The organism is Kribbella sp. WER1 (assembly GCF_054189145.1).
Genome location: NZ_CM135186.1, coordinates 4,723,152 through 4,745,898 on the forward strand (window position 1 = coordinate 4,723,152; position 22,747 = coordinate 4,745,898).

Sequence of the window (22,747 nt, forward strand, 5' to 3'; positions counted from 1 at the left end):
TGACTCGGGCGGACTGTGGTGTGCGGTGGTGGCGGCGTGTTTGAGCGCGCGGCTGCCGGCGAGCCTCGGGCGGGGCGGGCGCGGCGGGCCCGGGTTGACGGGGTTTGGTGGCAGCGGTGGATGCCGTCGGCGCTCGGGCGGGACGTGCTCGGGTGGTGGCTGGTCAGCCGGTTGGGGCTGTTCGTACTGTCGGTGTCGGCGCCGTTGCTGTTCAACCGCGGTACCGACTACCCGAACGTGTGGCGGGCCTGGCTGCAGTGGGACGTCTGGCACCTGAACGCGGTCGCGCAGTACGGGTATAACCACGGTGAGCCTTCCGGTGCGCCGTTGGCCGCGTTCTTTCCCGGTTTCCCGTTGCTGGTGCACATCGTCAACTACAGCGGGATCGGCTACGTTGCCTCGGGCATCGTGGTGTCCGCGGTCGCCAGTGCGTTCGCGGGCGTGTACCTCGCCCGGCTGGCGGAGTACGAGTTCCCGGAGCTGAAGGGGCTGGGGCCGCATGCGGCCATGGTCTGGTACGGCGCTCCGGTCGGGGTGTTCCTTGCGGCCGGGTACACGGAGTCCCTCTTCTGTGCTTTTGCGTTCCCGGCGTGGCTGGCGGCGCGGCAGGGGCGTTGGGCGCGTGCGGCCGTGTTCGTCGCGCTGGCGTCGACCGTACGGGTGTCTGGGCTGTTCCTGATCTTCGCGCTCGGTGTGGAGTTCCTGACGTCGAAGAAGCGGGACTGGATGTCGCTGCCGTGGCTGGCGCTCCCGTTGGTACCCGTCCTGGGCTTCATGGCGTACCTGAAGCAGATCCACGGGTCCTGGTTCGCGTGGCACCAGGCGCAGGAGAAGGGCTGGCCCCGGACGTTCACCTGGCCGTGGACGTCGCTGCAGCACACCTTGGAGGCCGCAACCAAGGGCCGGTTCCCCGCGGACCGTATTGACTGGACCTGGATGTTCCGGGCCGAGCTGGTCGCGCTGTTCGTCCTCCTGGTGCTCCTGGTCTGGCTGGTCTGGCGGCGTTCCTGGGGCGAGGCCGCGTGGGTAGCGGCGACGTTGGGCGCCTTCTGTACGTCGTACTGGGTCTTCTCGCTCACCCGGGCGACCCTGCTGATGTGGCCGCTGTGGATCGGCCTAGCAGTGCTACTGAAGCGAAAACCATGGCTAGGCCGGCTGTACCTCGCCTTAGCGATACCACTGGCTGCTGTCTGGGCCGCAGCCTTCTTCACAGGCCGCTGGTCCGGCTGAGTCAGCCCGGTCCCGTCCGGCATGTGGACAGTTTTGGGATGAGGCAACCCCTCGGCGGGTTCGAGCGTCGATAGGGAAGAAGGGGTGGCAGTCCGGGCGGGGACCGCCACCCCTCATTACCAGTATTGAATTGAAGGCTGGCGGCGGAACCTCTCAGGGGCAGGCTCCGCCGGGTAATCCGTACCGAGGGCGACGGCAGCTGCCGTCGCCCTCGTGCTTTGTGCTCAGCCCCAGTTCCGGTCGATCGACTGCGACGGGGTCGGGCTCGGCTGGGCGGCGGCTCGCTTGTCGCTCGGGTGGGTGCCGGGCTCGACGCCCTTCAGGGTGCCGAGGAGTTCGATCTCGGCGAGCGTGACGCCGTCGGTCGCCGGGGCGAAGACCAGGCGGTACTGCGTGTACGCCTTCGGTGCGGCGACGCTGAAGGATCTCGTGTACGACGCCCACGCGAAGGACTCACCGGATCGGCGGTCCACGGTCGTCCACGTCGTACCGTCGTTCGAGCCCTCCAGGGTCCACGCGGACGGCGCCGTACCGGTGGCGCCGCTGGTCAGCGTGTACATGCCGACCGGTCGGCCCTGCGGAAGGGCGACCGTGACGGTCGGCTGGGCGCCGGTCAGGGTGACCTGCGTCTTCGCGTCGTTGTCGATCAGCTTCGAGACGTCCGTACCGCCCGCACCGATCACCGCGCCGGTGTCGGAGGTGGAGTCCCGCCAGGTCATCGGGTCCTCGCCGGGGGTGGTGATCGACGGCGGGGCGTCGTTGCGTCCGGTGCCCCACTTTGTCGGCCGGTCGGTCATCTCGAACTCGATCTTGCCGCCTCCTGCGATCAGGTCGTGCGGCAACGAGGTCGACGTCCACGGTTTCCCGTTGACGCGAACACTCTTCACGTAGATGTTCTTCGACGAGTTCTGCGGAGCGCTGACGACGAGCTTCTTGCCGCCGGCCAGCTTGATCGTCGCCTTGGTGAACAGCGGCGAGCCGATCGCGTACGACGGCGAGCCGACCTGCAGCGGGTAGAGGCCGAGCGCGCTGAACAGGTACCACGACGACATCTCGCCGTTGTCCTCGTCGCCCGGGTACCCCTGCCCGATCTCCGAGCCGGTGTACAACCTCGACAACACCTCACGGACGAGAGCCTGCGTCTTCCACGGCTGCCCGGCCACGTCGTACATGTAGGTGATGTGGTGCGACGGCTGGTTGCTGTGGCCGTACTGGCCCATCCGGACGTCGCGCGCCTCGAGCATCTCGTGGATCGTGCCGCCGTACCCGCCGGTGTGCAGGGCGTCCTCGGGCGTGCTGAAGAACTCGTCGAGCTTCTTCGCCAGCCCGTCCCGGCCGCCGTAGATCGCGGCCAACCCGGCGCCGTCCTGCGGGGTCGAGAACGCCATGTTCCACGCGTTCGTCTCGGTGTAGTCGTGGCCCCAGTCGCGCGGGTCGAACGTGCTGGGGGAGTTGCCCCAGACGCCGCTCGGGTCCTTGCCCTGGAAGAACCCGACGGCCGGGTCGAACAGCGTGACGTAGTTGCGGGCCCGGTTCAGGAAGTACTTGTAGTTGTCCAGGTACTCCTGTTTGCGCGGGTCGTTCTTCTTCGCCTTGTCGTACAGCGCCTTCGACAGGTTCGCGATCCCGAAGTCGTTGATGTAGCCGTCCATCGACCAGCTGAAGCCTTCGCCGGTGGTGTTGGCGGTGTAGCCGTTGAACGTGGACAGGTCCATGCCCTTGCGGCCGACGTTCTGCGACGGTGGTACGACGGACGCGTTCTTGACCGCGGCGTCGTACATGTCCTGGACGTCGATGCCCTTGATGCCCTTGAGGTACGCGTCGGCGAAGGCCACGTCGGACGACGTACCGACCATCAGGTTCGCGTACCCGGGGGAGGACCAGCGGGAGATCCAGCCGCCGTCCTTGTACTGCTGGACGAACCCGTTGACCAGGGCCGCCGCGTCGTCCTGGGAGAACAGCGAGTACGCCGGCCACACCGTGCGGTACGTGTCCCAGAAGCCGTTGTTCACGTACGTCTGCCCGGCGACGATCTTCGAACCGGTCGTGGTCGGCGTGTCCGTGCCCACCTTCGCGGAGGTCGGCGACGCGTACTTGATCACCGGGTCCTTCGTGGTGCCGGTGTTCTCGGAGCCGTTGTTCGGGTAGAGGAACAGCCGGTAGAGGTTCGAGTACAGCGAGGTCAGCTGGTCGGCGGTGGCGCCCTCGACCTCGATCGTGCTGAGCTTCTTGTCCCACAGCGCCTGGGCGTCGTCCTTGACCTTGCCGAACTTCGAGCCGGCCGGGAGCTCCAGCTCCAGGTTCTTACGTGCCTGCTCGGTGCCGATCAACGAGGTCGCGATCCGCAGCTGCACCTGGGTGGTCTTCGCGTCGAACATGAAGTAGCCGCCGACTGCTCCGCCGCCGCCGTTCGACAGCTTGCCCGAGGCAAGGACCTTCTGGTCGACCACGCCGTACACGAACAACCGGCCGGCGCCTGTGGACAACCCGCTCTTGATGTCGGAGTACCCGCTGACCACGCCGGTCGTCGGGTCGAGCGTGAGCCCGCCGCTGTTGCTGACGTTGTCGAAGACGAGCGACGCCTTGCCGGCCGGGAAGCTGAAGCGCAGCATCGCGGCGTGGTCGGTCGGCGCGATCTCGGCCGCGTTCCCGTTGTCGAACGTGACGCCGTAGTAGTACGGACGGGCGATCTCGTTGTCGTGGCTGAAGGACCAGGCGCGCGCCTTGCGGTCCGCGGTCGGCGTGTCCGCCGTCGACGGCATCACCTGGAACGTCTGCCGGTCACCCATCCACGGGCTCGGCTCGTGGCTGATCGACAACGCCTGCATGGTCGGCCGGTTGGCCTCGTTGTTGCCCTTGGCATAGTCGTACAGCCAGGACGTGGAGCCGGCGTTCGTGACCGGCGTCCAGAAGTTGAAGCCGTGCGGTACGGCGGTCGCCGGGAAGTTGTTGCCCCGCGAGAACCCGCCGGTCGCGTTCGTACCGCGGGTGGTGAGCGCGAGGTCCGACGGGTGCTTGGCCGCGGTCTTCTGGGCCGCGCGGTCCGGGTTGATCGCGGCGGCGATCCGGATGTCGTCGACCCAGCCGCGGAAGTCGGCCGGACCGGAGGGCTTGTCGTAGCCGATCAGGATCCGCTTGACGGTCTTGCCGGCCGCCACCGCGCCGAGATCGGCCTCGACGTTGTTCCACTGGTTCGTATACAGCGCCTTCGAATCGCCTTGGCCGCGCGGACTCAGCTCGAACCCGTGGTGGTCCTTCGCCTTCAGGTCGCTCAGGTACGTCCCGTCGTCGAACGCCAGGTCCAGCGCGGCGTACGTACTCGGGTAGCTGAGGTCGCCCTCGACGTGCTCGGGGAAGATCTTGTACGACAGCCTGGTGTCCTTGCCGACCTTGAGGTCGACGTCGGAGATCTTGTTCCACGTGTACCCGCGGCCCGTCGCGTCCTGGTGGCCGGCGTACCGGAAGGATTTGACGCCGGTGAAGCCGACGCGGGCGCGGGCGTTGTACGCGCTGGTCGGGCCGGAGTCGAGCCGCGACTCAGCGACCGGTCCCGGCGGCGGCAGCGGGTCTCCGTTCGAGAGGTACCAGTCGGCGAGCTGGACGATGTTCTCGCCGTGGTTCAGCGTGACGTCGAACTTGAAGTACGTGTACGCCGTGTCGTTGGCGAAGCTGTACTCCTTGGTCTGGAAGCGGTTCTCGAAGTTCTGGTTGGTCTGGGTGTCCAGCGTGGTCCAGGTGGTGCCGTCGTTCGAGCCCGACACCGTCCAGTTCTTCGGGTCGCGGCCGTCGGCGTCGTTCGCCGAGGTCAGGGCGTACTTCTTGATCACGACGGGCGCCGAGGTCTGGTAGACGAGCCAGCCGGTCGGCTCGAACACCAGCCACTTGGTGAACTTGTCCCCGTCGGCGGCGTTGGTGGCGATCTCACCGCCACCGGTGTTCTCGCCACTGGCGGTGACTTTGGTGACCTTGTCCATCTCGCTGCCGCCGACCCCGGTCGGCGTCGGGCCGCGGACACCGTCGGTGCGCGGTTTCCCGTCCGGACCGGTCTCCACAGCGTCGGTGTAGCCGGGCTGTGGCTGCCCGGGCTCGAACGAGGTGAAGTACGACGAACCGCTGACCACGGGCTGCTCGGAGGCGGCCGGTGACGCGGCATGCGCTGGCGTCATGGCAACAGACATTGTCACAACCAGCGTGAGAGACGTGACGAGCCCCAGTGGGCGGCGGAGATCCATCTACGCTCCTAGCACGGCCGGACCGGCGCGACCCCCGTCCGCCGGTGTGGGTACGCGGCCCCGATGACAAGGTTGTCAGCCCACGCCCGGCGGGAATCGTCTCCCGCCGATCACTCGCGGTCAAGACCTCGTCGCAGTCAGTCCGCCTTGGGGAGTGAGTTTTCCACAAGTGGCAACGGGATCGTGGTGCGGCCGGCACAGCCGGTAACTACAGTGAGCTTGCGCGGTCCGGTGGAGACCGCTCGTTCTCGGGAGGATCCGGTGGCTGGGAAGCCTGTGCGCCGGCAGTACACGCACCTGCTGCTGCCGCATGCCTCACTCGACGATCCGCAGCGGGCGCTGTTCGAGGTGGCGCTGCGGCCGGCCGGTTGGGTCGCGGACCCGGACGAGAACTCTACGATGGCGCTGCGCTGGACGAAGGGGCATGCGTCGCTTCGGGTGCAGACACTCGGGTGGTTCCCGCTGCTGGTGACCGTCGGCCCGATCGGCCGGCCGGCCGCGGTGCATCGGGACGCTGCCGCGCGGCTGACCGCGGCTGTGCTGGCCGGTGGCGGCAAGAGCTTCACCGACCGGCAACTGGTCGAGTACCTGCCGCAGGCACAGATCCGCTGGCAGCGGGCGTTACTGGAGCGTCAGCGGTTGTCCACAGCCGAGCGGATGCTCCAGGCCCGCCGCTGCGCGTACTGCGGTTCCTGGTCGGACACGTCCGCGACACACTGCGCGGGCTGCCGTCGGCGGTTCACGACCGCGGACGACCGTGAACGGGACACCACGGTCAGCCGCGCCACGGCAACGGTCAAAGAGGCAGAGTTGGCGCTCACGCAGCTGGCACGCGGTGTGATGCTGGAGCGGTTGGGCGGTGCCACGCATGGCTGAGGCTGTTGCGACCCGTGAGGCCGAGCAGTGGGGTTGGGAGTACCGCGGGCGCGAAGTGGTGCTCGTCGAGCAGCAGGACCCTCCTGTTCCCGCAGTACCGCCGCCGTCGGCCTTGGCCGCGTTGGAGAGCAAACGGGCCACGGCGGAGCGCCTGCGCCCGGTGCTGGTGTGGGTGGTGGCTGGCGCTGCCGTGGCCACGGTTGTGGTTGCTATTGTCGTGCAGCCGTTGCTGGCGTTGATACCTGCCGCGGCGGCGTTGGGGGTCGCGTGGCTCTGCTGGGGGCGGCCGGAGCTGCTTCGGCGTGCGACCGTGAAGGAGCACCAGCTGTGGCTCGCGGACTGTGTCAGCACGATGGCCGCCTTCGAACGCGACGTACAGGCGTGGCAGGACGACCGGAGGGAGCGCGAGCGCACCAAGTCGCTCGAGGTCGACGCCGTACGGCCGTGGGTTCCGGTGGGACCGGTGACCAAGGAACGGGTCGATCTGTACGGCGGTACTGCTGCGGGCTGGCGTGCTGCGTTGCTGGCAATGGGTACGTCGCTGATGAGCGCGGGCGGGCGGCTGGTCGTTCTTGATCTAACGCAGGACACCGTGGTCGAGCCGCTGCGCCAGCTGGCCGAAGAGCACGGTGCGCCGATCCGCGCGTCGGTAATACCCGAGCATTCGCTGAACCCATTGGCCGAGTTGAGCACTGACGAGGTCGGTGTGGTCGTGGCTGAAGGGCTACGAGCGGCAGAGCCCGAGCAGAGCGAGTCACGCGGTGTTGACGCGACCCTGGTGCAGCAGGTGGCCGAGTGCCTTCAAGATGCACCGGTCACGTTCAAGAGACTGCACTTGGCGTTCCAGGTGTTGCTGCGGCAGCTGACGCCGGACCAACGCGGCCTGTTGACGCGGTCCGAGTACGCGAAGCTGACCGATCTGCTGAGCGAATCCGCCCGGCGTTCGGCTGAGGCGCGGCTGTTCCGGCTGGCGGCTGGAGTGCAGCGGCTGGCGGCGGTCACCGGTGATGCCGCGATGGACGGCTGGGACGGCGAGGAGGTCTCGCTGCGGGTCTTCGAGCTGTCGCATCGGGAGTCCGAGCTGACGGCGGCGTTGCTGCGGCACCTCTTGTTCCAGATCACAATGGTCCGGATCCAGCGCGGCGAGCTGTCCGGTCGAGGCGAGCGGATCGTCGTGATCGCGGGCGCGGACGCCTTCGCGCGGCCGGAGCTGGAGCGGTTCGACAGCATCTGCCGGCGCAACGGGCTGCGGCTGGTGCTGCTGTTCGCGCATCTGCGGGACAGCGCGGTGGAGATCCTCGGCGGCGGGGACGCCGTACTGTTCATGCGGCTCGGCAACGCGAAGGAGGCCGAGCAGGCGGCGACGTTCATCGGCCGCCAACACCGGCTCGTGGCCAGCCAGTTCACGTACTCGCACGGGACGAACACGTCGGTGTCCACCTCCGACAGCACCACGCGCGGCAACAGCGCGTCGACGAGCGAGTCCCTCGGCGTACAGACGTCCGACAGCCGGCAGGCGACGTTCGGCCTGCTGTTCAACCGGCGGCACCGGTCCGGATCCAAGACGAGCGGCGAGCAGTACTCCGAGTCGACGACGGGCGGTACGTCGTGGTCGGAGTCGACGTCGACCTCGGAGTCGACCGGGACGAACGAGAGCACGTCGATCGGGTACCAGCGGACCTACGAGTACGCGATGGAACCGACCGTGCTGCAAGGGTTGTCGCCGACCGCGTTCGTGATGGTGGACCCGCTCGACCCGGCGAGCCCGCGGCTGGGGGACTGCGACCCGCGGTTGGCGCCGTCGTGATTCCGACGCAGCGCATCACCGAAGTACCGCTGGCCGGGGGAGCCGACGCCGAGGTCGCGCAGCGGCTGACCGCGCTGCGGCGTGGATTGCTGCCTGCGTTGACGTTGCAGGCTGCGGCCTGGGAGCCGTTCGGCTTCTGCTGGACACGTACTGTTCCTGGCGGTCCTCTCGAGATCCGCGCGGACGTTTGTCCGGTCGGGGCTCAGGCGGTGGCCGCGGAGGCGGTGGACTTCCCGTGCTGGGTCGGCGTTGGCGGTGTGCACGACGTACTGACTGCGTTGCCGGAGGTCGACGTCGAGCCGGCTGGGTTGCTGGAGGACTTGGTCGAGACATTGCCGCCGTTCGCGTGGCTGGTCACGGCTGTTCCTCTCGCGGATCGGGGTGAGCTGCTCGACGACCTGCATCTGCGGATGGCGATCGGGCTGGACCGGGAGAAGGCCTCCGGCCGGGACGCTCTCGAACTGGAACGCGACCGCGCCCGCTACCGGGACTTCTCGGCGGCGCAGGGCGGGCTGTGGACGGTGCGGATCCAGGTCGGCGCCGCGGACGAAGCCACGGCGCGGGTGATCGCGCGGACCTTGTGCGGGACGGCCGACCTGCACGCGACGCCGTACCACCTGACCTTGCGGGACGCGCAGTTCGTGGCAACCGGAGAGCTGCTCGCCGCGATCGGCCGGCCGCCGGTGCGGGAGATCGCCGGGGTGCGGGTGGTCGAGCAGGTGCGGTTCGACCTGACGCCGGAGACGCCCGCGGACGGGATCCCGCTCGGCGACGTCATCGACACCGCGGGGCGGGCGGTCGCGCCGATGACGGTCTCGCGGGACACGCTCAACCGGCACGCGTTCGTCGCCGGAGCGACCGGTTCGGGCAAGTCGCAGACGATCCGGCACCTGCTCGAAGGGTTGAGCGGGGCGGGCGTTCCGTGGCTGGTGATCGAGCCGGCGAAGGCGGAGTACGCCGGGATGGCCGGGCGGCTCGGCGCGGACTCCTCGGTCGCGGTCATCCGCCTCGGGGACCCGGACGCCGTACCCCTGAGCCTCAACCCGCTCGAGCCCGAGGCCGGGTTCCCGCTGCAGACGCACCTCGACCTGGTCCGCGCCCTGTTCCTCGCGGCCTTCGAAGCGCACGAACCTTTTCCACAGGTGCTGAGCCAGGCCTTGACGCGGTGCTACACGTCGTACGGCTGGGACCTCGCCCTCAGCCGCGGCGCCACGCAGTACCCGACGCTCGCGGACCTGCAGACGACGGCCCGCACGGTCGTCGACGACATCGGGTACGGCGCCGAGCTCGCCGCGGACGTCCGCGGATTCGTCGACGTCCGGCTCACCTCGCTCCTGCTCGGCACCCCCGGCCGCTTCCTCGGCGGCGGCCACCCGCTCGACGTCGCGGACCTGCTCCGCCGCAACGTCGTCCTCGAACTCGAAGACGTCGGCGACGACCAGGACAAGGCGTTCTGCATGGGCGTCGTCCTGATCCGCCTGATCGAACACCTCCGCGTCCACCGCACCGCATCTTCCGGCCTGCAGCACGTCACCGTCGTCGAAGAAGCCCACCGCTTGCTCAAGGCAACCACCGACGGAACCACCGACCACGCCGTCGAACTGTTCGCCGGACTGCTCGCCGAGATCCGCGCCTACGGCGAAGGAATCGTCGTCGCCGAGCAGATCCCCAGCAAGGTCATCCCCGACGTCGTCAAGAACTCCGCCCTCAAGATCCTCCACCGCCTCCCCGCCGCCGACGACCGCGAAACCGTCGGCGCCACCATGAACCTCACCACCCCCCAATCCCGAGCCGTAGTCTCCCTCCCACCCGGCCAAGCCGCCACCTTCACCGACGGCATGGACCGCCCGATCCTCGTCCGCATCCCCCACGGCGAACCCCGCGAACGACGAGCGCCGTCGCCGCCAACAGTCGCGGCAGCCGCCCGCCGGAGCTCGACCTGCGGGGTCAGCTGCGACGGGCGCCTCTGCACGGTCCGCGACATCGCGGACGCGGGACGGTTCCTCCGGGAGAACCCGCGCTTCGTCCTGTGGATAGAGCTGTTGACCGTCGCTCACCTCACCGCCGTACCGAAGCCGTTCCCGTCTGCTCCGTGGGCGTTCGGCGACGTTCCTCCCCAGGTCGTGGAATGCGCGATCGCCGAGGCCGCCGGATCAGCCGTCCTCGGCCGCGCCGACGCGATCGGCCGCGACGTCGTACCGTCCCGCTTCATCGAACACCTGGCTGACGTCGCTCTCGACGTCATCCGACACCACCGTCTCACCTGCCCCTCAACCGAGATCCCCTGGCAGGGCGGCGACTTCCGCTACGCCGACGTAGCCGACGCCCTCCGCACCTACACCGGCCCATACGACGCCCCGCACCCGTCGACCCAGGACTGGGAAGCCCGCGGCCTCAAACTCTGGGGCTCAACCATCGAACAACAAATCGGCAGCTACCTGAAGAGCCGTTCCGCCAACGCCTCACCCACCCTCCTCTTCGGCAACGGCACCCTCCTCGACACCACCGCCACCCTCCTCGACACCACCGCCACCCTCTCCAAATCCCCCGACCCCTACCTCCAACTCCTCACCGCCACCCGAGGCCTCACCATCCCTGGCAACTGGCACCGCTACCTCTTCCGCCCCCTCGAAACCCCGGCCATCTGATGGACCGCCCCTCCCGCAAACCCATCGAACCGAACGAACCCGCCGACCAACCCACAAGCCCCGCAAGCCCTGACGTGCCGACGCGTTCCGTCGCCGACAGCCGCCCTGTTCCTGACGACCGCGTATCGGAGACCATCGCCGATCCGCCCGACCGGCCACGCACCGATCCGCCTGGCACCGCGGACGCGCGACAGCGCGACCAGGCGGAGGAAGTCGCAGTGGAGCGTCCAACCGACGACAAGCCGGAACCGGCCCGCGACGCTGCAGACCACCTACCGACCAACCTCCGCGAGCAGATGCGCCAGGATCGGACCTTCACCCGGCTCGGGTGGGGAGTCGACGAGGCGGCGAGCACGCATCACGACGAGGCTCAGCCAAGTGGCTCGGACCCAGCCGATCGTCCAGCGAAAGAGTCGCGCCAGAGCGATGATCGTCGCGTCAATCCGCCCGACGCAGAGTCGCCCGCAGCAGAGCGCGCCGCCGCGGATGATTCGACCGCGGTGCAGGCCGACGACTCCGCTGCGACCTCTGCTCGGCACGCAGACACAGCCACGGATTACGACGGAGCAGCGGCGCATAGCGAGGACCAGACCGACCCCGAGGAGAAGACCGCACCTCCTGACTCGGCGGCGAAGCCCCCGGCGGACATGATCATCGAGCACGACCGGCGATGGGACTCGCGCCGAGCCGGTGCTCCGCCTGGCCCACTTCCGAAGTCGGCGGAGAACCTCGAGCCCGAGGTGATCGAACGGCTGGACCCGGGGGTTCGGCGGATACTCGAGTACCAGGGGGCCGCGGAGTACATCGCCGAGAAGTCGGACGACCGACCCTGGCTCGAGCCGGCTGCCGACGCTCCTCCTGCTGCGCAAAGGATCTTCACCGCCATTGACCAAGGTAAAGGTCATGCCCACATCCGTCATGGACCGATGGGTACGGACGAGATGTACGCGCGGCGCGTCGCCTATCTGGAGGATCCGGCGCAACTGGATCCAGCCCTGCGAGCGAAAAGCGTTGACGGACTGAGGCCGGACAAGATGCATTTCTGCGCGGACACTGCCACCCGGATCAACGACGCAACTGCGTTCGCCGCTGCGTATGCCGGGGTGATCGAGCATCCGAAGGTTCGAGAGGTTCTGGATGCACCCGTCGGCCAAATGCAACAGGCACACGCAGTAGAGATCCCGATTGCGGATCTCCTGGGTGTCGATGGCCATCTCTACTGCACCGGCTACCGTCTGGTGGGCGATTGGGCCGAGGCCAACGCGATTCGCAAAGAGTGGGCGACCGCGCGGGCGGAAGGTCGCGACCTCAGTGACCTTCCGGAGCCGCAGGCCGAACGGATACCGACGTTCGAGAACGGGACGATGATGGTGCGGTTCGGACGCGACCACGACAGCAACCGATTCTATGTAGCAACGATGTTCGTCCAGCCGCCACCGGACGAGGACTGAGGAAGGTCAAGGCATGGCAATCGCCAGGTACTGGCTGACGGACAAGGATGCGCCGTTCGCGACGGTTCTGAATTTCCTTGAGGCCTACTTTCATCCAGAGATCCGCGATGACAACTTCCAGGATCTCGTGCAGCGCGTGAGTTCGGCCGTCCCCGAGGACACCGAGCTCGTCACCTTCAAGCGTGAACTGATCCAACTCCTCCTGGGCGACCGAGAAGGCCTCCATCCCAAGGCACTCGCCACGGCCGCGGGCTACGACCAGCGAAGCGATGACGAGTTCCTGTCATGGTTCTGGCACGAGCTCTATCCCCATGAGCCGACCCCTGGCCGACGCGATTGAGCTCGGTGGGTTGTGCGCTTGAAGTGCTTGGGCAGTGACCCTGGGTGATGTGCGTGGTGGGGGGTGGACCGGCGCGGGTAGGTTGAGCGGTATGGATGAGCGTGTGCTGGTCACCGGGGCTTCCGGCTTTATCGGGCGGGCCGTGGTGGCGGCTTTGCGGGAGCGGGATGTGGCGGTTACTGCGGTGGATCGGGAGCCGCCGGATGCCTCGTGGGATGCGGGGGTGCACGTGGTGACGGGGGATCTTGCGGAGCAGGAGACGTGTGTGGCGGCGTTCGAGACGCGGCCTACCGCGGTGGTGCATCTCGCGGCGTTGACGTCAGTGTTGCGGTCGGTGGATGCGCCGATGCAGACGTTCGCGCAGAACGTGACGATTACGCAGGTGCTGTTGGAGTTGTCGCGGGGCAGCGGGGTGGACCGGTTCGTGCTCGCGTCGACCAATGCGGTGGTGGGTGATGTCGGTACGTCGACCATCACCGCGAACCTTCCGCTGCGGCCGTTGACGCCGTACGGCGCGACGAAGGCCGCGTGCGAGATGTTGCTGTCGGCGTACTCGGGGAGCTACGGGATGGCGACCGCCGCGCTGCGGTTCACGAATGTGTACGGGCCGGGCATGTCGCACAAGGACAGCTTCGTACCGCGGATGATGCGGGCCGCGTTGAGCGACGGCGGCGTGCGGGTGTACGGCGACGGGAAGCAGCGGCGGGACCTGGTCTTCATCGACGACGTGGTGAGCGGGATCCTGCTCGCGCTCGACAGCCGGTACGACGGGCGCGCGATCATCGGGTCGGGGCGTTCGGTGTCGGTGCTGGAGATGATCGAGACGGTGCGCGCGGTGACCGGGTGCAAGGTGCCGGCCGAGCACATCGACGCGCCGGCGGGGGAGATGCCGGCTGTGGTCGTGGACATCGCCAACGATCTCGGATACGAGCCGACGGTCTCGTTGGAGGACGGACTCGCCCGCACGTGGCAGTACTTCAAGAACCAGTGACCCTCAGTTCACTCGGGAAGTCGCTGCGGAAGGCGCTGCGGACGCACTGGCTGCTCGCCGTCTTCCTGACCCTGGGTCTGGTACTGCGGATCCTCGCGACGATCGGCTACACACCGGCGATCGTCTACGTGGACTCGGTGCAGTACCTGACCAACATGGGCAAGCTCAGCCCGGACCAGCTGAACCCGATCGGGTACGACTTCGTGCTCGGGCCGATGGTGTGGCTCGGCGGGCTCAAGCTGGTCGTGATCATCCAGCACCTGGTCGGCCTGCTGCTCGGCGTGGTGATCTACGCGCTGGCCCGCCGGCTGACGGTGTACCGCTGGCTGTCCGCGGTCGCCGCCGCGCCGATCCTGCTCGATGCGTACCAGGTGCAGATCGAGCAGAACATCATGGCCGAGACCACGTTCGACGTGATCCTGGTGGCGATCCTCTGGCTGCTGCTCGCGAAGGGCGTGCCGGGCTGGCGTCGCGCCGCGGTGGTCGGCGTACTCGTCGGTGCCGCGTTCACCGTCCGCGCGATCGGCATGGTGCTGTTGATCGCCGTCGTGCTCTACCTGGTCGTAGCCTCGCGGAAACGGCGCGCGGACCTGGTACGGCGTACCGCTGCCGCCGTCGCCGGGTTCGCGCTGGTCTTCGTGGCGTACGGCGCGTACTTCCGGATCGACACCGGCCGTTGGGGCTTCACCGGCGCCGAGAACGAGATCCTGTACGGGCGGACCGCCACGGTCGCGAACTGCGACAAGTTGCCGCTGAACGACGGCACCCGGTTGTTCTGCCCGAAGGAGCCGCTCGGGCAGCGCCTGGGCGTGGACAAGTACGCCCACGACCGGTACGGCGACAAGAACTGGCCGGGCCCGTTGCCGCCCGGTACGACGAAGCGCGAGCTGGCGACGGAGTTCGCGCACCTCGTGATCATCCACCAGCCGCTGGACGTGATCTGGGCGGCGTTGAAGGACTTCGCGAAGGGTTTCGCGCCGACGCGTACGACGTCGCCCGACGACGTACCGCTGGACCGTTGGCAGTTCCAGCTGGTCTATCCGAACCTCAAGGACCCCAACACCGCCAAGGCGGCCGTGAAATGGGGAGGGTCCGAGCCACACGTCTCTCACGTGCCCGCGGTCATCCTGCGCGGCTACCAGCTGCATGGCGGGTACACCTCGGGCGCACTGCTCGGGCTGTGCGTTCTGATCGCTCTTGCAGCTGTAGCGGGCGTAGGGCGTGCCAAGACGTCAGGGCTTCGTTCTGCGGCTCTACTGCCCGCAGCGGCCGGTGTAGTGCTGCTGCTCGGTTCTGCCGCGTTCGAGTTCTCCTGGCGCTACCAGCTCCCAGGACTAGTCTTCTTCCCCTTGGCAGGGGCCATAGGCCTCCGGGCGATCCTCGGCAAGGACCAGGCGCGCCCTGCGATGGCTCCGTACCCCGACGCGGTGGACGCAGCAGCAGCCAAGGGCCTTGGCGACGTAGCGCTCGCCCCGGTAGTCGTCGTCATCGCCGCGTACAACGAGGCCGCCGGACTCGGCCCGGTGCTGACGAACATGCCCAAGACCTGCGCGGGCATGCCCGTCGACGTCCTGGTCGTGGTGGACGGCGCCACCGACGACACGGCCGACGTCGCGAAAGACCACGGCGCGTACGTCTGCGTCGCCCCGGCGAACCGCGGCCAGGGCGCCGCCCTCCGGCTCGGGTATCACCTGGCGGCCGCCGGCGGAGCGCAGTACGTCGTGACGACCGACGCCGACGGGCAGTACGACAACGACGAGCTGGAGGTACTGCTCGAGCCGATCCTGCTCGACCGGGCCGACTTCGTCACCGGGTCGCGCCGCCTCGGGGCCGAGGACGCGGACAGCCGGCTGCGCTGGGTCGGCGTCCGGGTGTTCGCCGTACTGGCGTCGATCCTGACCCGGAAGAAGCTGACCGACACGTCGTTCGGGTTCCGCGCGATGCGGGCCGAACTCGCGACCGCGGTGACGTTGCGTGAGCCGCAGTACCAGTCGTCCGAGCTGCTGCTGGGTGCGCTCGCACTGCGGGCCCGCGTCGTCGAGCTGCCGATGACGATGCGCCGCCGCGGCGACGGGAGCAGCAAGAAGGGCCCGGGGATCGTGTACGGCGCGAACTACGGGCGGGTGATGACGACTACGTGGCTACGGGAGTACGTGCTTCGGCGGGGGCGGCGGAGGGCTTGGCGAACACCAGCCGATCGAACAGTACGAACTTCACGATGAACAGCACCGCGTAGGTCCCGAAATACGAGCCGGTCACCAAGAGTGTCTTCCACGCATGCGAGTCGATCCCCCGGACCAGGTGGTCGGTCAGCGAGGTGACCAGCGCGGCGGAGACGGCCGAGCCGATCACGATCAGTGTGTACGGCAGCTTCTGGCCGCTGCGGCCCCAGGTGTAGCGGCGGTTCAGTACGTAGTTCGGGATCGCGCCGGCGAGCCAGGCGACCAGCGTCGCGACGAGGGCCGGCGTACCGAACCAGTAACACAGAGCGAACGCGACCTGGCTGACCACGGTGGCGACCACGGAGGACGCCGAGTACTTCGCCCACAGCAACCATCTGCCGCGGCGGGACCGGAGCTTGGTGAGAGCGCGCATCGGGGCCTATTCTGCACCCCCGCACCGGCCGGCGGCAGCCCGCCGCGATTTCTCAGTCGATTGCCAGCGAATAGATGACTCCTGTCACGTTACGGGAGTGGGTACTCAGGATATGAAGGATCCTGACGATGGTTTCTGACGGAAGGCGGCCGAACCGTGCGCGTACTCGTCCTGGGCGGTGACGGCTACCTAGGGTGGCCGACCGCTCTGCACCTTTCCGACCGCGGCCATGACACGGCTGTGCTCGACAACATGGCCCGCCGCGGGTACGACCGCGAGCTGGGCGTCCAGAGCCTGGTCCCGATCGAGGATCTCGAGTCTCGGGTCAAGGCCTGGGAGGAGGTCTCCGGCAAGACCATCCCGGCGTACGTCGGCGACCTGCTCGACGCGGACTTCGTCTACCGGGTCCTGCAGGAGTTCAACCCGGACGCGATCGTGCACTTCGCCGAGCAGCGGGCCGCGCCGTACTCGATGATCGACCGCGAACACGCTGTGTACACGCAGCACAACAACGTGGTCGGCACGCTGAACCTGATGTACGCGATCGCTGAGATCAACCCGGACATCCACCTGGTGAAGCTCGGCACGATGGGCGAGTACGGGACGCCGAACATCGACATCGAGGAAGGCTGGCTGGAGGTCGAGCACAACGGCCGCAAGGACCGGATGCTCTACCCGAAGAAGCCGGGCTCGTTCTACCACCTGAGCAAGGTGCACGACTCGCACAACCTCGAGTTCGGCTGCCGGATCTGGGGGATGCGGGTCACCGATCTGAACCAGGGCGTCGTCTACGGTCAGCAGACCGAGCAGACGGTGCGCGACCCGCGGCTGCAGACCCGGTTCGACTACGACGCCGTCTTCGGTACGGTGCTCAACCGGTTCGCGATCCAGGCCGTCCTCGGCGAGCCGCTCACGGTGTACGGCGGCGGCGGCCAGACGCGGGGCTTCCTGGACATCCGGGACACCGTCGAGTGCATCCGGCTCGCGGTGGAGAACCCGGCCGACAAGGGCGAGTTCCGGGTCTTCAACCAGATGACTGAGAGCTACTCGGTGTCCCAGCTCGCCGAGCTGGTCGCGGAGTGCTTCCCCGGCCCGGTCCAGGTCGAGCACCTGGAGAACCCACGCGTCGAGCAGGCCGAGCACTACTACAACGTCAAGCACACCGGCCTGGTCGGCCTCGGCCTCCAGCCGCATCTGCTGTCCGAGACGCTGATCGAGTCGATGTTCGACATCGTCTCCGCCAACAAGGACCGCGTGGACCCGGCGGCGCTGCTGCCGACGGTTCGCTGGCAGGGTCCGCTCAAGAAGTAGCCGACACCAGCAGCGTCGGGATCGCGGCCAGGAAGCGATCCCGACGGCCTCGGCGTGCCTGCTCCGCGAGCCAGCCGGCCGCGTCCTCCTGCGTGATCAGTGCCTTCGCGACAGCTGCCTCGGCCGCGTCCTTGAGCTCCGGAGCCATCAGCTTGTGGTCGGTGACGACCTCGGTGTGTACGGCGACCTCGACATCGTGGAACCCGGTGTCCAGGAGTACGTCGCGCAGCGTGCGGGTGGCGCGCGGGGAGACCGTCCGGGACTGCAGCCCGAGCCCGATCACGTCGGTCAGGTCCTGGTCGGAGCTGTCGATCAGGAAGAACCCGTAGTCCTGGCCGCCGACCACGATCCGCCCGCCGCGGTGCAGCACCCGGCGGGCTTCGGCGATCGTCGGCCGTGGATCGTCCAGCAGGTGGAACAGCCGCAGCGCGCGGTACCCGTCCATCGACGCGTCCTCGAGCGGCAGCTCGTCGGAATGTGCCACGTGAAACATTGCGCCGGGTGCTCGCTCCCGGGCCGCCTCGATCGCGTCCGGGTCCGCGTCGACGCCGGTCACCTTGAGGCCCTTCCGGGCCAGCTCGGCGACCGCATGCCCGGTCCCGCACGCGACGTCCACGCAGGTCGCCCCGCGCTTCAGCGCCAGCATCCGGTACGACGCCGCGCGCAACTCGGCCGCACCGGGCCGCTCCTCGATCCGATCCAGAAAGCTCATACGGTCCACGCTGCAACCTCAGGTGGACCTGAAGTCAATCCATCGACACCTTGTCGTACGTCGTGATCGTGTGCCGGACGTCGAGGTCGACCTCGTCGCCGACCGCCGGCGGCGCCACCGCGGCGGGCAGGAACAGCATGCTGGCCTGCATGTGCGGCGGCTCCGCGAACCACCGCTGCTTGCCCTCGATGCTGAACGGCGACAACGCCATCCCGGCCGCGTCCAGGCCGCCCTTGGCCATCGCGATCGCCCGCTGCCGGACGGTCGCCGCGCCGGTCGGCGCCTCCAGCCCGACGCCGTGCGCCGTACCGCCGGAGACGATCAAGATGTGCCCGTCGCCGCTGACCCGGCGCTGCCGGTACCCGACCCGCTCGCCGCGCCGGACCGAGTGCACGTCGAGCACGGTCGCCTTCACCGAGAGCGCGCCGCGGTCGCCGAGCCACAGTCCGGTCCCCATCCGGAGCTTCACGTCGTCGCCGATGTCGGCCAGCTTCTGCGCCGGCACATGCGACACCCACAAGGTGTTCTTCCGTACGTCGAGCGCGGCCTTGGCCAGTTGCTGCGCCTCGCGGAGGTTCGCCGACGTACCGCCGGCGCCCATCGGGAAGTGCAGCGACCAGCCCTCGAACCGGATCCGGTCGAGCGCGTTCAGCAGCATCGTGTGCCGCAGTTCGCGGGCGCCGATGCCGTGCCGGCGCATCGAGGTCATCACCTCGATCAGCACCCGGCTGCCGGCCGGGATCGAGACCAGGTCGGCGAGGCGGCTGACCGTGTGGATCACGTTCTGGCTCTGCGGCATCTCCAGGAACGGCCGCCACGGCGACAGCACCACGACGTCCTCGCGTGGGTCCGCGGGAACCTCGAAGTACGTGCCGACCGCGACCGTCCGGGCGCCGAGCGCGCGCGCCTCCGCGAACAGCCGATGGTTGCCGAACCCGTACCCGTTGCCCTTGGCGACCGGGACGATGTCGGGGTTCCACGTGGAACGCAGGTGATCACGCCATCGATCGGAATCGACGTGCAGGACTAGGGGCATGGTGTCAACGCCGTCTCATGTAGAGGTCGAATGCGGTGTAGAGCGCCTTGTTCAACGGCAGGTCCCACTCACCGACGTACTCGACGGCCTCGCCGCCGGTACCGGTCTTGAACTGGATCAGCCCGACGTGCGGGTCGTTCGGGTCCAAGGTGTCGGTGATGCCCCGTAGGTCGTACACGGACGCGCCCGCCGCGAGTGCGTCCGTCATCATGCGCCACTGGATCGCGTTCGATCCGCGCACGTCCCGCTTGGCGGTCGAGCTGGCACCGTAGGAGTACCAGGAATGACCGCCGACCCGGACCCAGATCGTCGATGCGACCAGGTCGCCCTCGTGATGGGCGTTGTAGATCCGGAAGTCACAGCAATCGGCCGGCTGGTTGGCCATCGCGGCGTACATCTTCTCGAAGTACGGCAGCGGGCGCGGCGTGAAGTGGTCGCGGTGCGCGGTCTCGACGTACAGCGCGTGGAACGCCTTGATGTCCTCGGGCCCGCCCTGCGTCACCTCGACGCCGAGCTTGGTCGCCTTCTTGATGTTGCGCCGCCAGAGCTGGTTCATGCCCTTCAGCAGGTCGTCCTCGGTGCGGCCGGCCAATGGCACCTGGAAGACGTACTGCGGCTGCCCGGCCGCGAACCCCTCCGCGATGCGCGGCGGCTTCCAGCCGAGCTTGCGGAGCTTGTCCGCGACGGTCGCGCCGGACGGCTCGATCACGTCCGGGCGGACGTCGCCGAGCCGCGGCTGCTGCCCGCCGGCGATCGCGTCCTTGATCGTCTGCGCGCTCCACCGCCGGGTCGCGACCGGCGGACCCATCCGGATCCCGAACGCGCCGCGCTCGGCCAGGTGTGCGGCCAGCGGGCGCAGGTAGCTGCCGAGGTCGATCGCGTCCCAGTCGACGACCGGGCCCTCCGGGAGGTACGCGAGGTACCGCTTGACCTTCGGCATCTGCCGGTAGAGCACCAGCCCGGCGCCGACCAGCTGGCCGGGTGTGCCCGGTTCGTACCAGCCGAGTGACTCTGCCTTCCATTCGCTCTTCACCGCGGCCCAGCCGGGCGTCTGCAGGAAGCTCGCCGCCGGCTGCGCCGCGATGTACGCGGCGTGCTCGTCGGACGAGATGGTCCGGATGCTCAAGTCACTCACGGTGGGTCAGGCTACCGGCCCAGCCGCGGGAACCGTAGCTGAGCCGGTGTCTGATCAAACGAGCTTCTCGGAGAGCTCCCACAACCGAGTGGCCGACTCCGGATCGAGCGCGTACGCCGCGACGCCGGTGTTCTCGCCCGCGACATTGGGCAGCGCCTCGTTGTTGTCCTCGAAGTACCGGCCCGTCACGCCCTGGACCAGCGGCGAGGCGGCCAGCAGTACGGACGTCGCCGCGCCCTGCTCGGCGGTCTTCCAGCGGTACTGGTCCCAGTCCTGCTGCACCTCCGCCGAGACGTGCCGCTGCAGGGCGGTCCGGATGCCGCCGGGCATCAGCGCGTTCACGACGATCCCGTCCGTGGCCCACCGCTTGGCGCCCTCGACGGCGAACAGGATGTTCGCGGTCTTCGACTGCCCGTACGCCAGCCACGGCTGGTACTCCCGGTGCTCGAAGTGCAGATCGTCGAAGTCCACGCCCGACCGCAGGTGCGCGCTCGAACTGACCGAGACGACCCGTGCGTCGCCGGCCGCCGCGAGCGCGTCGTGCAGGCCGAGGGCGAGACCGAAGTGCCCGAGGTGGTTGGTGGCGAACTGGTGCTCCCAGCCTTCCGGCGTCCGGTTCAGCGGCTCCGCCATCACCCCGGCGTTGTTCACCAGGATGTGCAGCGGGCCGGCCCAGCCCTGCGCGAACGCATGCACCGAGGCCGGGTCGGCGAGTTCGATCGGCGCGACGAAGACGTGGTTGTTGCCGGTGTCCTCGATGATCTGCCCGGCGACGCGCTCGCCGGCGGCGGTGTTCCGGACGGCCAGGGTCACCTCGGCCCCGGCCCTGGCGAGTGCCCGGACGGTCTCGACCCCGATCCCGGACCCGCCGCCGGTGACGACCGCGCGGCGGCCGGTCAGATCGACCCCGGCGATCACCTCGGCCGCGGTCGACTCGTACCCGAAACGTGTGGTGAGTCTGCTCATTGGAGTCCGTCCTATGCTGTTAACCGGAGGAGCCTCCGGTATCCCGAGTTAACCGGAGGAGCCTCCGAATATCAAGTTCGGCTAGGTTGTGGAGTTCCGGAGGGGAGGGGACATGGGCAGTACGAGCGAGCGCCCGCTGCGGGCGGACGCCCAGCGCAACCGTGGTCAGATCCTGACCGCGGCGTCTCAGGCGTTCACGAAATGCGGGCTGGAGGCGACCCTCGAGGGCATCGCAAAGGACGCCGGCGTCGGGATCGGAACCCTCTACCGGCACTTCCCTACCCGGGAGGCCCTGATCGAGGCGGCGTACCGCAGCGAGCTCGCGGCCGTGTGTGACGCGGCCACCGAACTGCTCGGCACGCTCCCGCCCGCCGAGGCGCTGCGGGCTTGGATGGACCGGTTCATCGACTACATGTCCCGCAAGCTCGGCATGGCCGACGCGCTGCGCGCCGTGATCGCCTCCGGTGCCGACCCGTACGCCCACAGCCGCGACCTGCTGGTCGGCGCGATCACGCCGCTGCTCGAGGCAGGTGTTGCCGCCGGCGAGCTGCGGTCCGACGTGACCGCTGACGACGTACTGCTGAGCCTTAGCGGTGTCGGGCTGGCCGCGGGCGGGCGTCGCGAGCAGGCCGACCGCCTCCTCAACCTCCTCCTCGACGGACTCCGGTACGGCGCGTGAAGGTCGCCCTGGTGACCGGGTCGACGTCGGGGATCGGCGAGGCGACCGTACGGCGGTTCGCCGCGGACGGGATGACCGTCGCGGTGCACTCCCGGTCGACCCGTGACGCCGGCGAGAAGCTGGCCGCGGAGCTCGGCGGGTCGTACCACCAGGCCGACCTCTCCGACGACACCGCGGCCGCGGCGCTCGTACCGGACGTGCTCGCCGCGCACGGGCGGATCGACGTACTCGTGAACAACGCCGGCATCAGCTGGCCCGTCCCGCACGCGGACCTCGACGCGCTCACCGCCTCCGACTGGCGCCAGCTGCTCGACGTGAACCTGATCGCCCCCTGGCTCCTCTGTACGGCGGCCCTGCCCGCACTCCGCGAGACAGGCGGTTGCATCGTGAACGTGACCAGCCACGCGGGCGTTCGCCCGAAGGGCAGCTCGATCGCGTACGCCGCCTCGAAAGCCGCCCTGAACCACGTGACCAAACTCCTCGCCGCGGCACTCGGCCCCGACGTCCGCGTGAACGCGGTCGCCCCGGGCCTCGTCGACACCCCGCTGACCGAGTCGTGGACCGAAGCCCAGCACCTGTGGAAAACCTCGAGCCCGATGCGCCGCGCCGCCCAGCCCGCCGACGTCGCGGACCTGATCTCCGCGGTTGTCCACAACTCTTACCTCACCGGCGAGGTGATCCTCCTCGACGGCGGCCTCAACCTCCGCTGACCGATCCGGATTCTGTCCGTGGCTGGTC

17 protein-coding genes are annotated in these 22,747 nt (G+C 68.6%); 11 read left to right on the forward strand and 6 right to left on the reverse strand.

Annotated features, from left to right (window positions below; all coding sequences use genetic code 11):
- The first annotated feature begins 36 nt into the window (after positions 1 to 36).
- The gene (locus ACXJJ3_RS22830; protein ID WP_458163860.1) at positions 37 to 1,230 is read left to right on the forward strand and encodes a mannosyltransferase family protein; all 1,194 of its coding nucleotides are present in this window, start codon (positions 37 to 39) and stop codon (positions 1,228 to 1,230) included.
- Between the two features lie 224 nt (positions 1,231 to 1,454).
- On the opposite strand, the gene ACXJJ3_RS22835 is transcribed toward ACXJJ3_RS22830, so the two are convergent.
- Entirely contained in the window at positions 1,455 to 5,396 is a 3,942-nt protein-coding gene (locus ACXJJ3_RS22835; RefSeq protein WP_458163861.1) for a GH92 family glycosyl hydrolase, read from the reverse strand.
- Positions 5,397 to 5,723: 327 nt separating this feature from the next.
- Here ACXJJ3_RS22835 and ACXJJ3_RS22840 point away from each other — a divergent pair, with 327 nt between their 5' ends.
- The 7 genes from ACXJJ3_RS22840 (at position 5,724) to ACXJJ3_RS22870 (ending at position 15,797) form a co-directional block, all read left to right on the forward strand.
- Entirely contained in the window at positions 5,724 to 6,338 is a 615-nt protein-coding gene (locus ACXJJ3_RS22840) for a hypothetical protein (protein WP_458163862.1), read from the forward strand.
- Positions 6,331 to 8,145, forward strand: coding sequence for a hypothetical protein (locus ACXJJ3_RS22845; protein WP_458163863.1), 1,815 nt, complete (start codon positions 6,331 to 6,333; stop codon positions 8,143 to 8,145). Before ACXJJ3_RS22840 ends, ACXJJ3_RS22845 begins: the two co-directional genes overlap by 8 nt.
- Positions 8,142 to 10,793 carry an ATP-binding protein gene (locus ACXJJ3_RS22850; RefSeq protein ID WP_458163864.1) on the forward strand — a complete coding sequence of 884 codons (2,652 nt, stop codon included), beginning with the start codon at positions 8,142 to 8,144 and terminating at the stop codon, positions 10,791 to 10,793. Before ACXJJ3_RS22845 ends, ACXJJ3_RS22850 begins: the two co-directional genes overlap by 4 nt.
- 74 nt (positions 10,794 to 10,867) lie before the next feature.
- Positions 10,868 to 12,244, forward strand: coding sequence for a hypothetical protein (locus ACXJJ3_RS22855; protein WP_458163865.1), 1,377 nt, complete (start codon positions 10,868 to 10,870; stop codon positions 12,242 to 12,244).
- Positions 12,245 to 12,257: 13 nt separating this feature from the next.
- On the forward strand, positions 12,258 to 12,584 hold the full coding sequence (locus tag ACXJJ3_RS22860) for a hypothetical protein (RefSeq protein ID WP_458163866.1): 327 nt from the start codon (positions 12,258 to 12,260) through the stop codon (positions 12,582 to 12,584).
- 91 nt (positions 12,585 to 12,675) lie between these two features.
- On the forward strand, positions 12,676 to 13,575 hold the full coding sequence (locus ACXJJ3_RS22865) for an NAD-dependent epimerase/dehydratase family protein (RefSeq protein ID WP_458163867.1): 900 nt from the start codon (positions 12,676 to 12,678) through the stop codon (positions 13,573 to 13,575).
- Entirely contained in the window at positions 13,572 to 15,797 is a 2,226-nt protein-coding gene (locus ACXJJ3_RS22870; protein ID WP_458163868.1) for a glycosyltransferase, read from the forward strand. The genes ACXJJ3_RS22865 and ACXJJ3_RS22870 overlap by 4 nt, the downstream gene beginning before the upstream one ends.
- Here the strand turns inward: ACXJJ3_RS22870 and ACXJJ3_RS22875 are convergent.
- Positions 15,709 to 16,170 carry a GtrA family protein gene (locus ACXJJ3_RS22875; RefSeq protein WP_458163869.1) on the reverse strand — a complete coding sequence of 154 codons (462 nt, stop codon included), beginning with the start codon at positions 16,168 to 16,170 and terminating at the stop codon, positions 15,709 to 15,711. The two genes, ACXJJ3_RS22870 and ACXJJ3_RS22875, sit on opposite strands and share 89 nt — an antisense overlap.
- A gap of 156 nt (positions 16,171 to 16,326) precedes the next feature.
- Here ACXJJ3_RS22875 and ACXJJ3_RS22880 point away from each other — a divergent pair, with 156 nt between their 5' ends.
- On the forward strand, positions 16,327 to 17,481 hold the full coding sequence (locus ACXJJ3_RS22880; protein WP_458163870.1) for an NAD-dependent epimerase/dehydratase family protein: 1,155 nt from the start codon (positions 16,327 to 16,329) through the stop codon (positions 17,479 to 17,481).
- Here the strand turns inward: ACXJJ3_RS22880 and ACXJJ3_RS22885 are convergent.
- The 4 genes from ACXJJ3_RS22885 to ACXJJ3_RS22900 are packed head-to-tail and all read right to left on the reverse strand — an operon-like array spanning position 17,471 to position 21,330.
- A complete protein-coding gene (locus ACXJJ3_RS22885) occupies positions 17,471 to 18,193 on the reverse strand; it encodes a methyltransferase domain-containing protein (RefSeq protein WP_458163871.1) in 723 nt (240 codons plus the stop codon). The genes ACXJJ3_RS22880 and ACXJJ3_RS22885 overlap by 11 nt on opposite strands.
- Before the next feature lie 34 nt (positions 18,194 to 18,227).
- On the reverse strand, positions 18,228 to 19,229 hold the full coding sequence (locus ACXJJ3_RS22890) for an alanine racemase (RefSeq protein ID WP_458163872.1): 1,002 nt from the start codon (positions 19,227 to 19,229) through the stop codon (positions 18,228 to 18,230).
- Positions 19,230 to 19,233: 4 nt separating this feature from the next.
- On the reverse strand, positions 19,234 to 20,364 hold the full coding sequence (locus ACXJJ3_RS22895) for a lipid II:glycine glycyltransferase FemX (protein WP_458163873.1): 1,131 nt from the start codon (positions 20,362 to 20,364) through the stop codon (positions 19,234 to 19,236).
- A gap of 54 nt (positions 20,365 to 20,418) precedes the next feature.
- Entirely contained in the window at positions 20,419 to 21,330 is a 912-nt protein-coding gene (locus ACXJJ3_RS22900) for an SDR family NAD(P)-dependent oxidoreductase (protein WP_458163874.1), read from the reverse strand.
- A gap of 112 nt (positions 21,331 to 21,442) precedes the next feature.
- Between ACXJJ3_RS22900 and ACXJJ3_RS22905 the strand changes: the two genes are divergently transcribed.
- Positions 21,443 to 22,009: a TetR/AcrR family transcriptional regulator gene (locus ACXJJ3_RS22905; RefSeq protein ID WP_458163875.1), complete on the forward strand. Its 567-nt coding sequence runs from the start codon at positions 21,443 to 21,445 to the stop codon at positions 22,007 to 22,009.
- A complete protein-coding gene (locus tag ACXJJ3_RS22910; RefSeq protein ID WP_458163876.1) occupies positions 22,006 to 22,719 on the forward strand; it encodes an SDR family NAD(P)-dependent oxidoreductase in 714 nt (237 codons plus the stop codon). Before ACXJJ3_RS22905 ends, ACXJJ3_RS22910 begins: the two co-directional genes overlap by 4 nt.
- Positions 22,720 to 22,747: the final 28 nt, after the last annotated feature.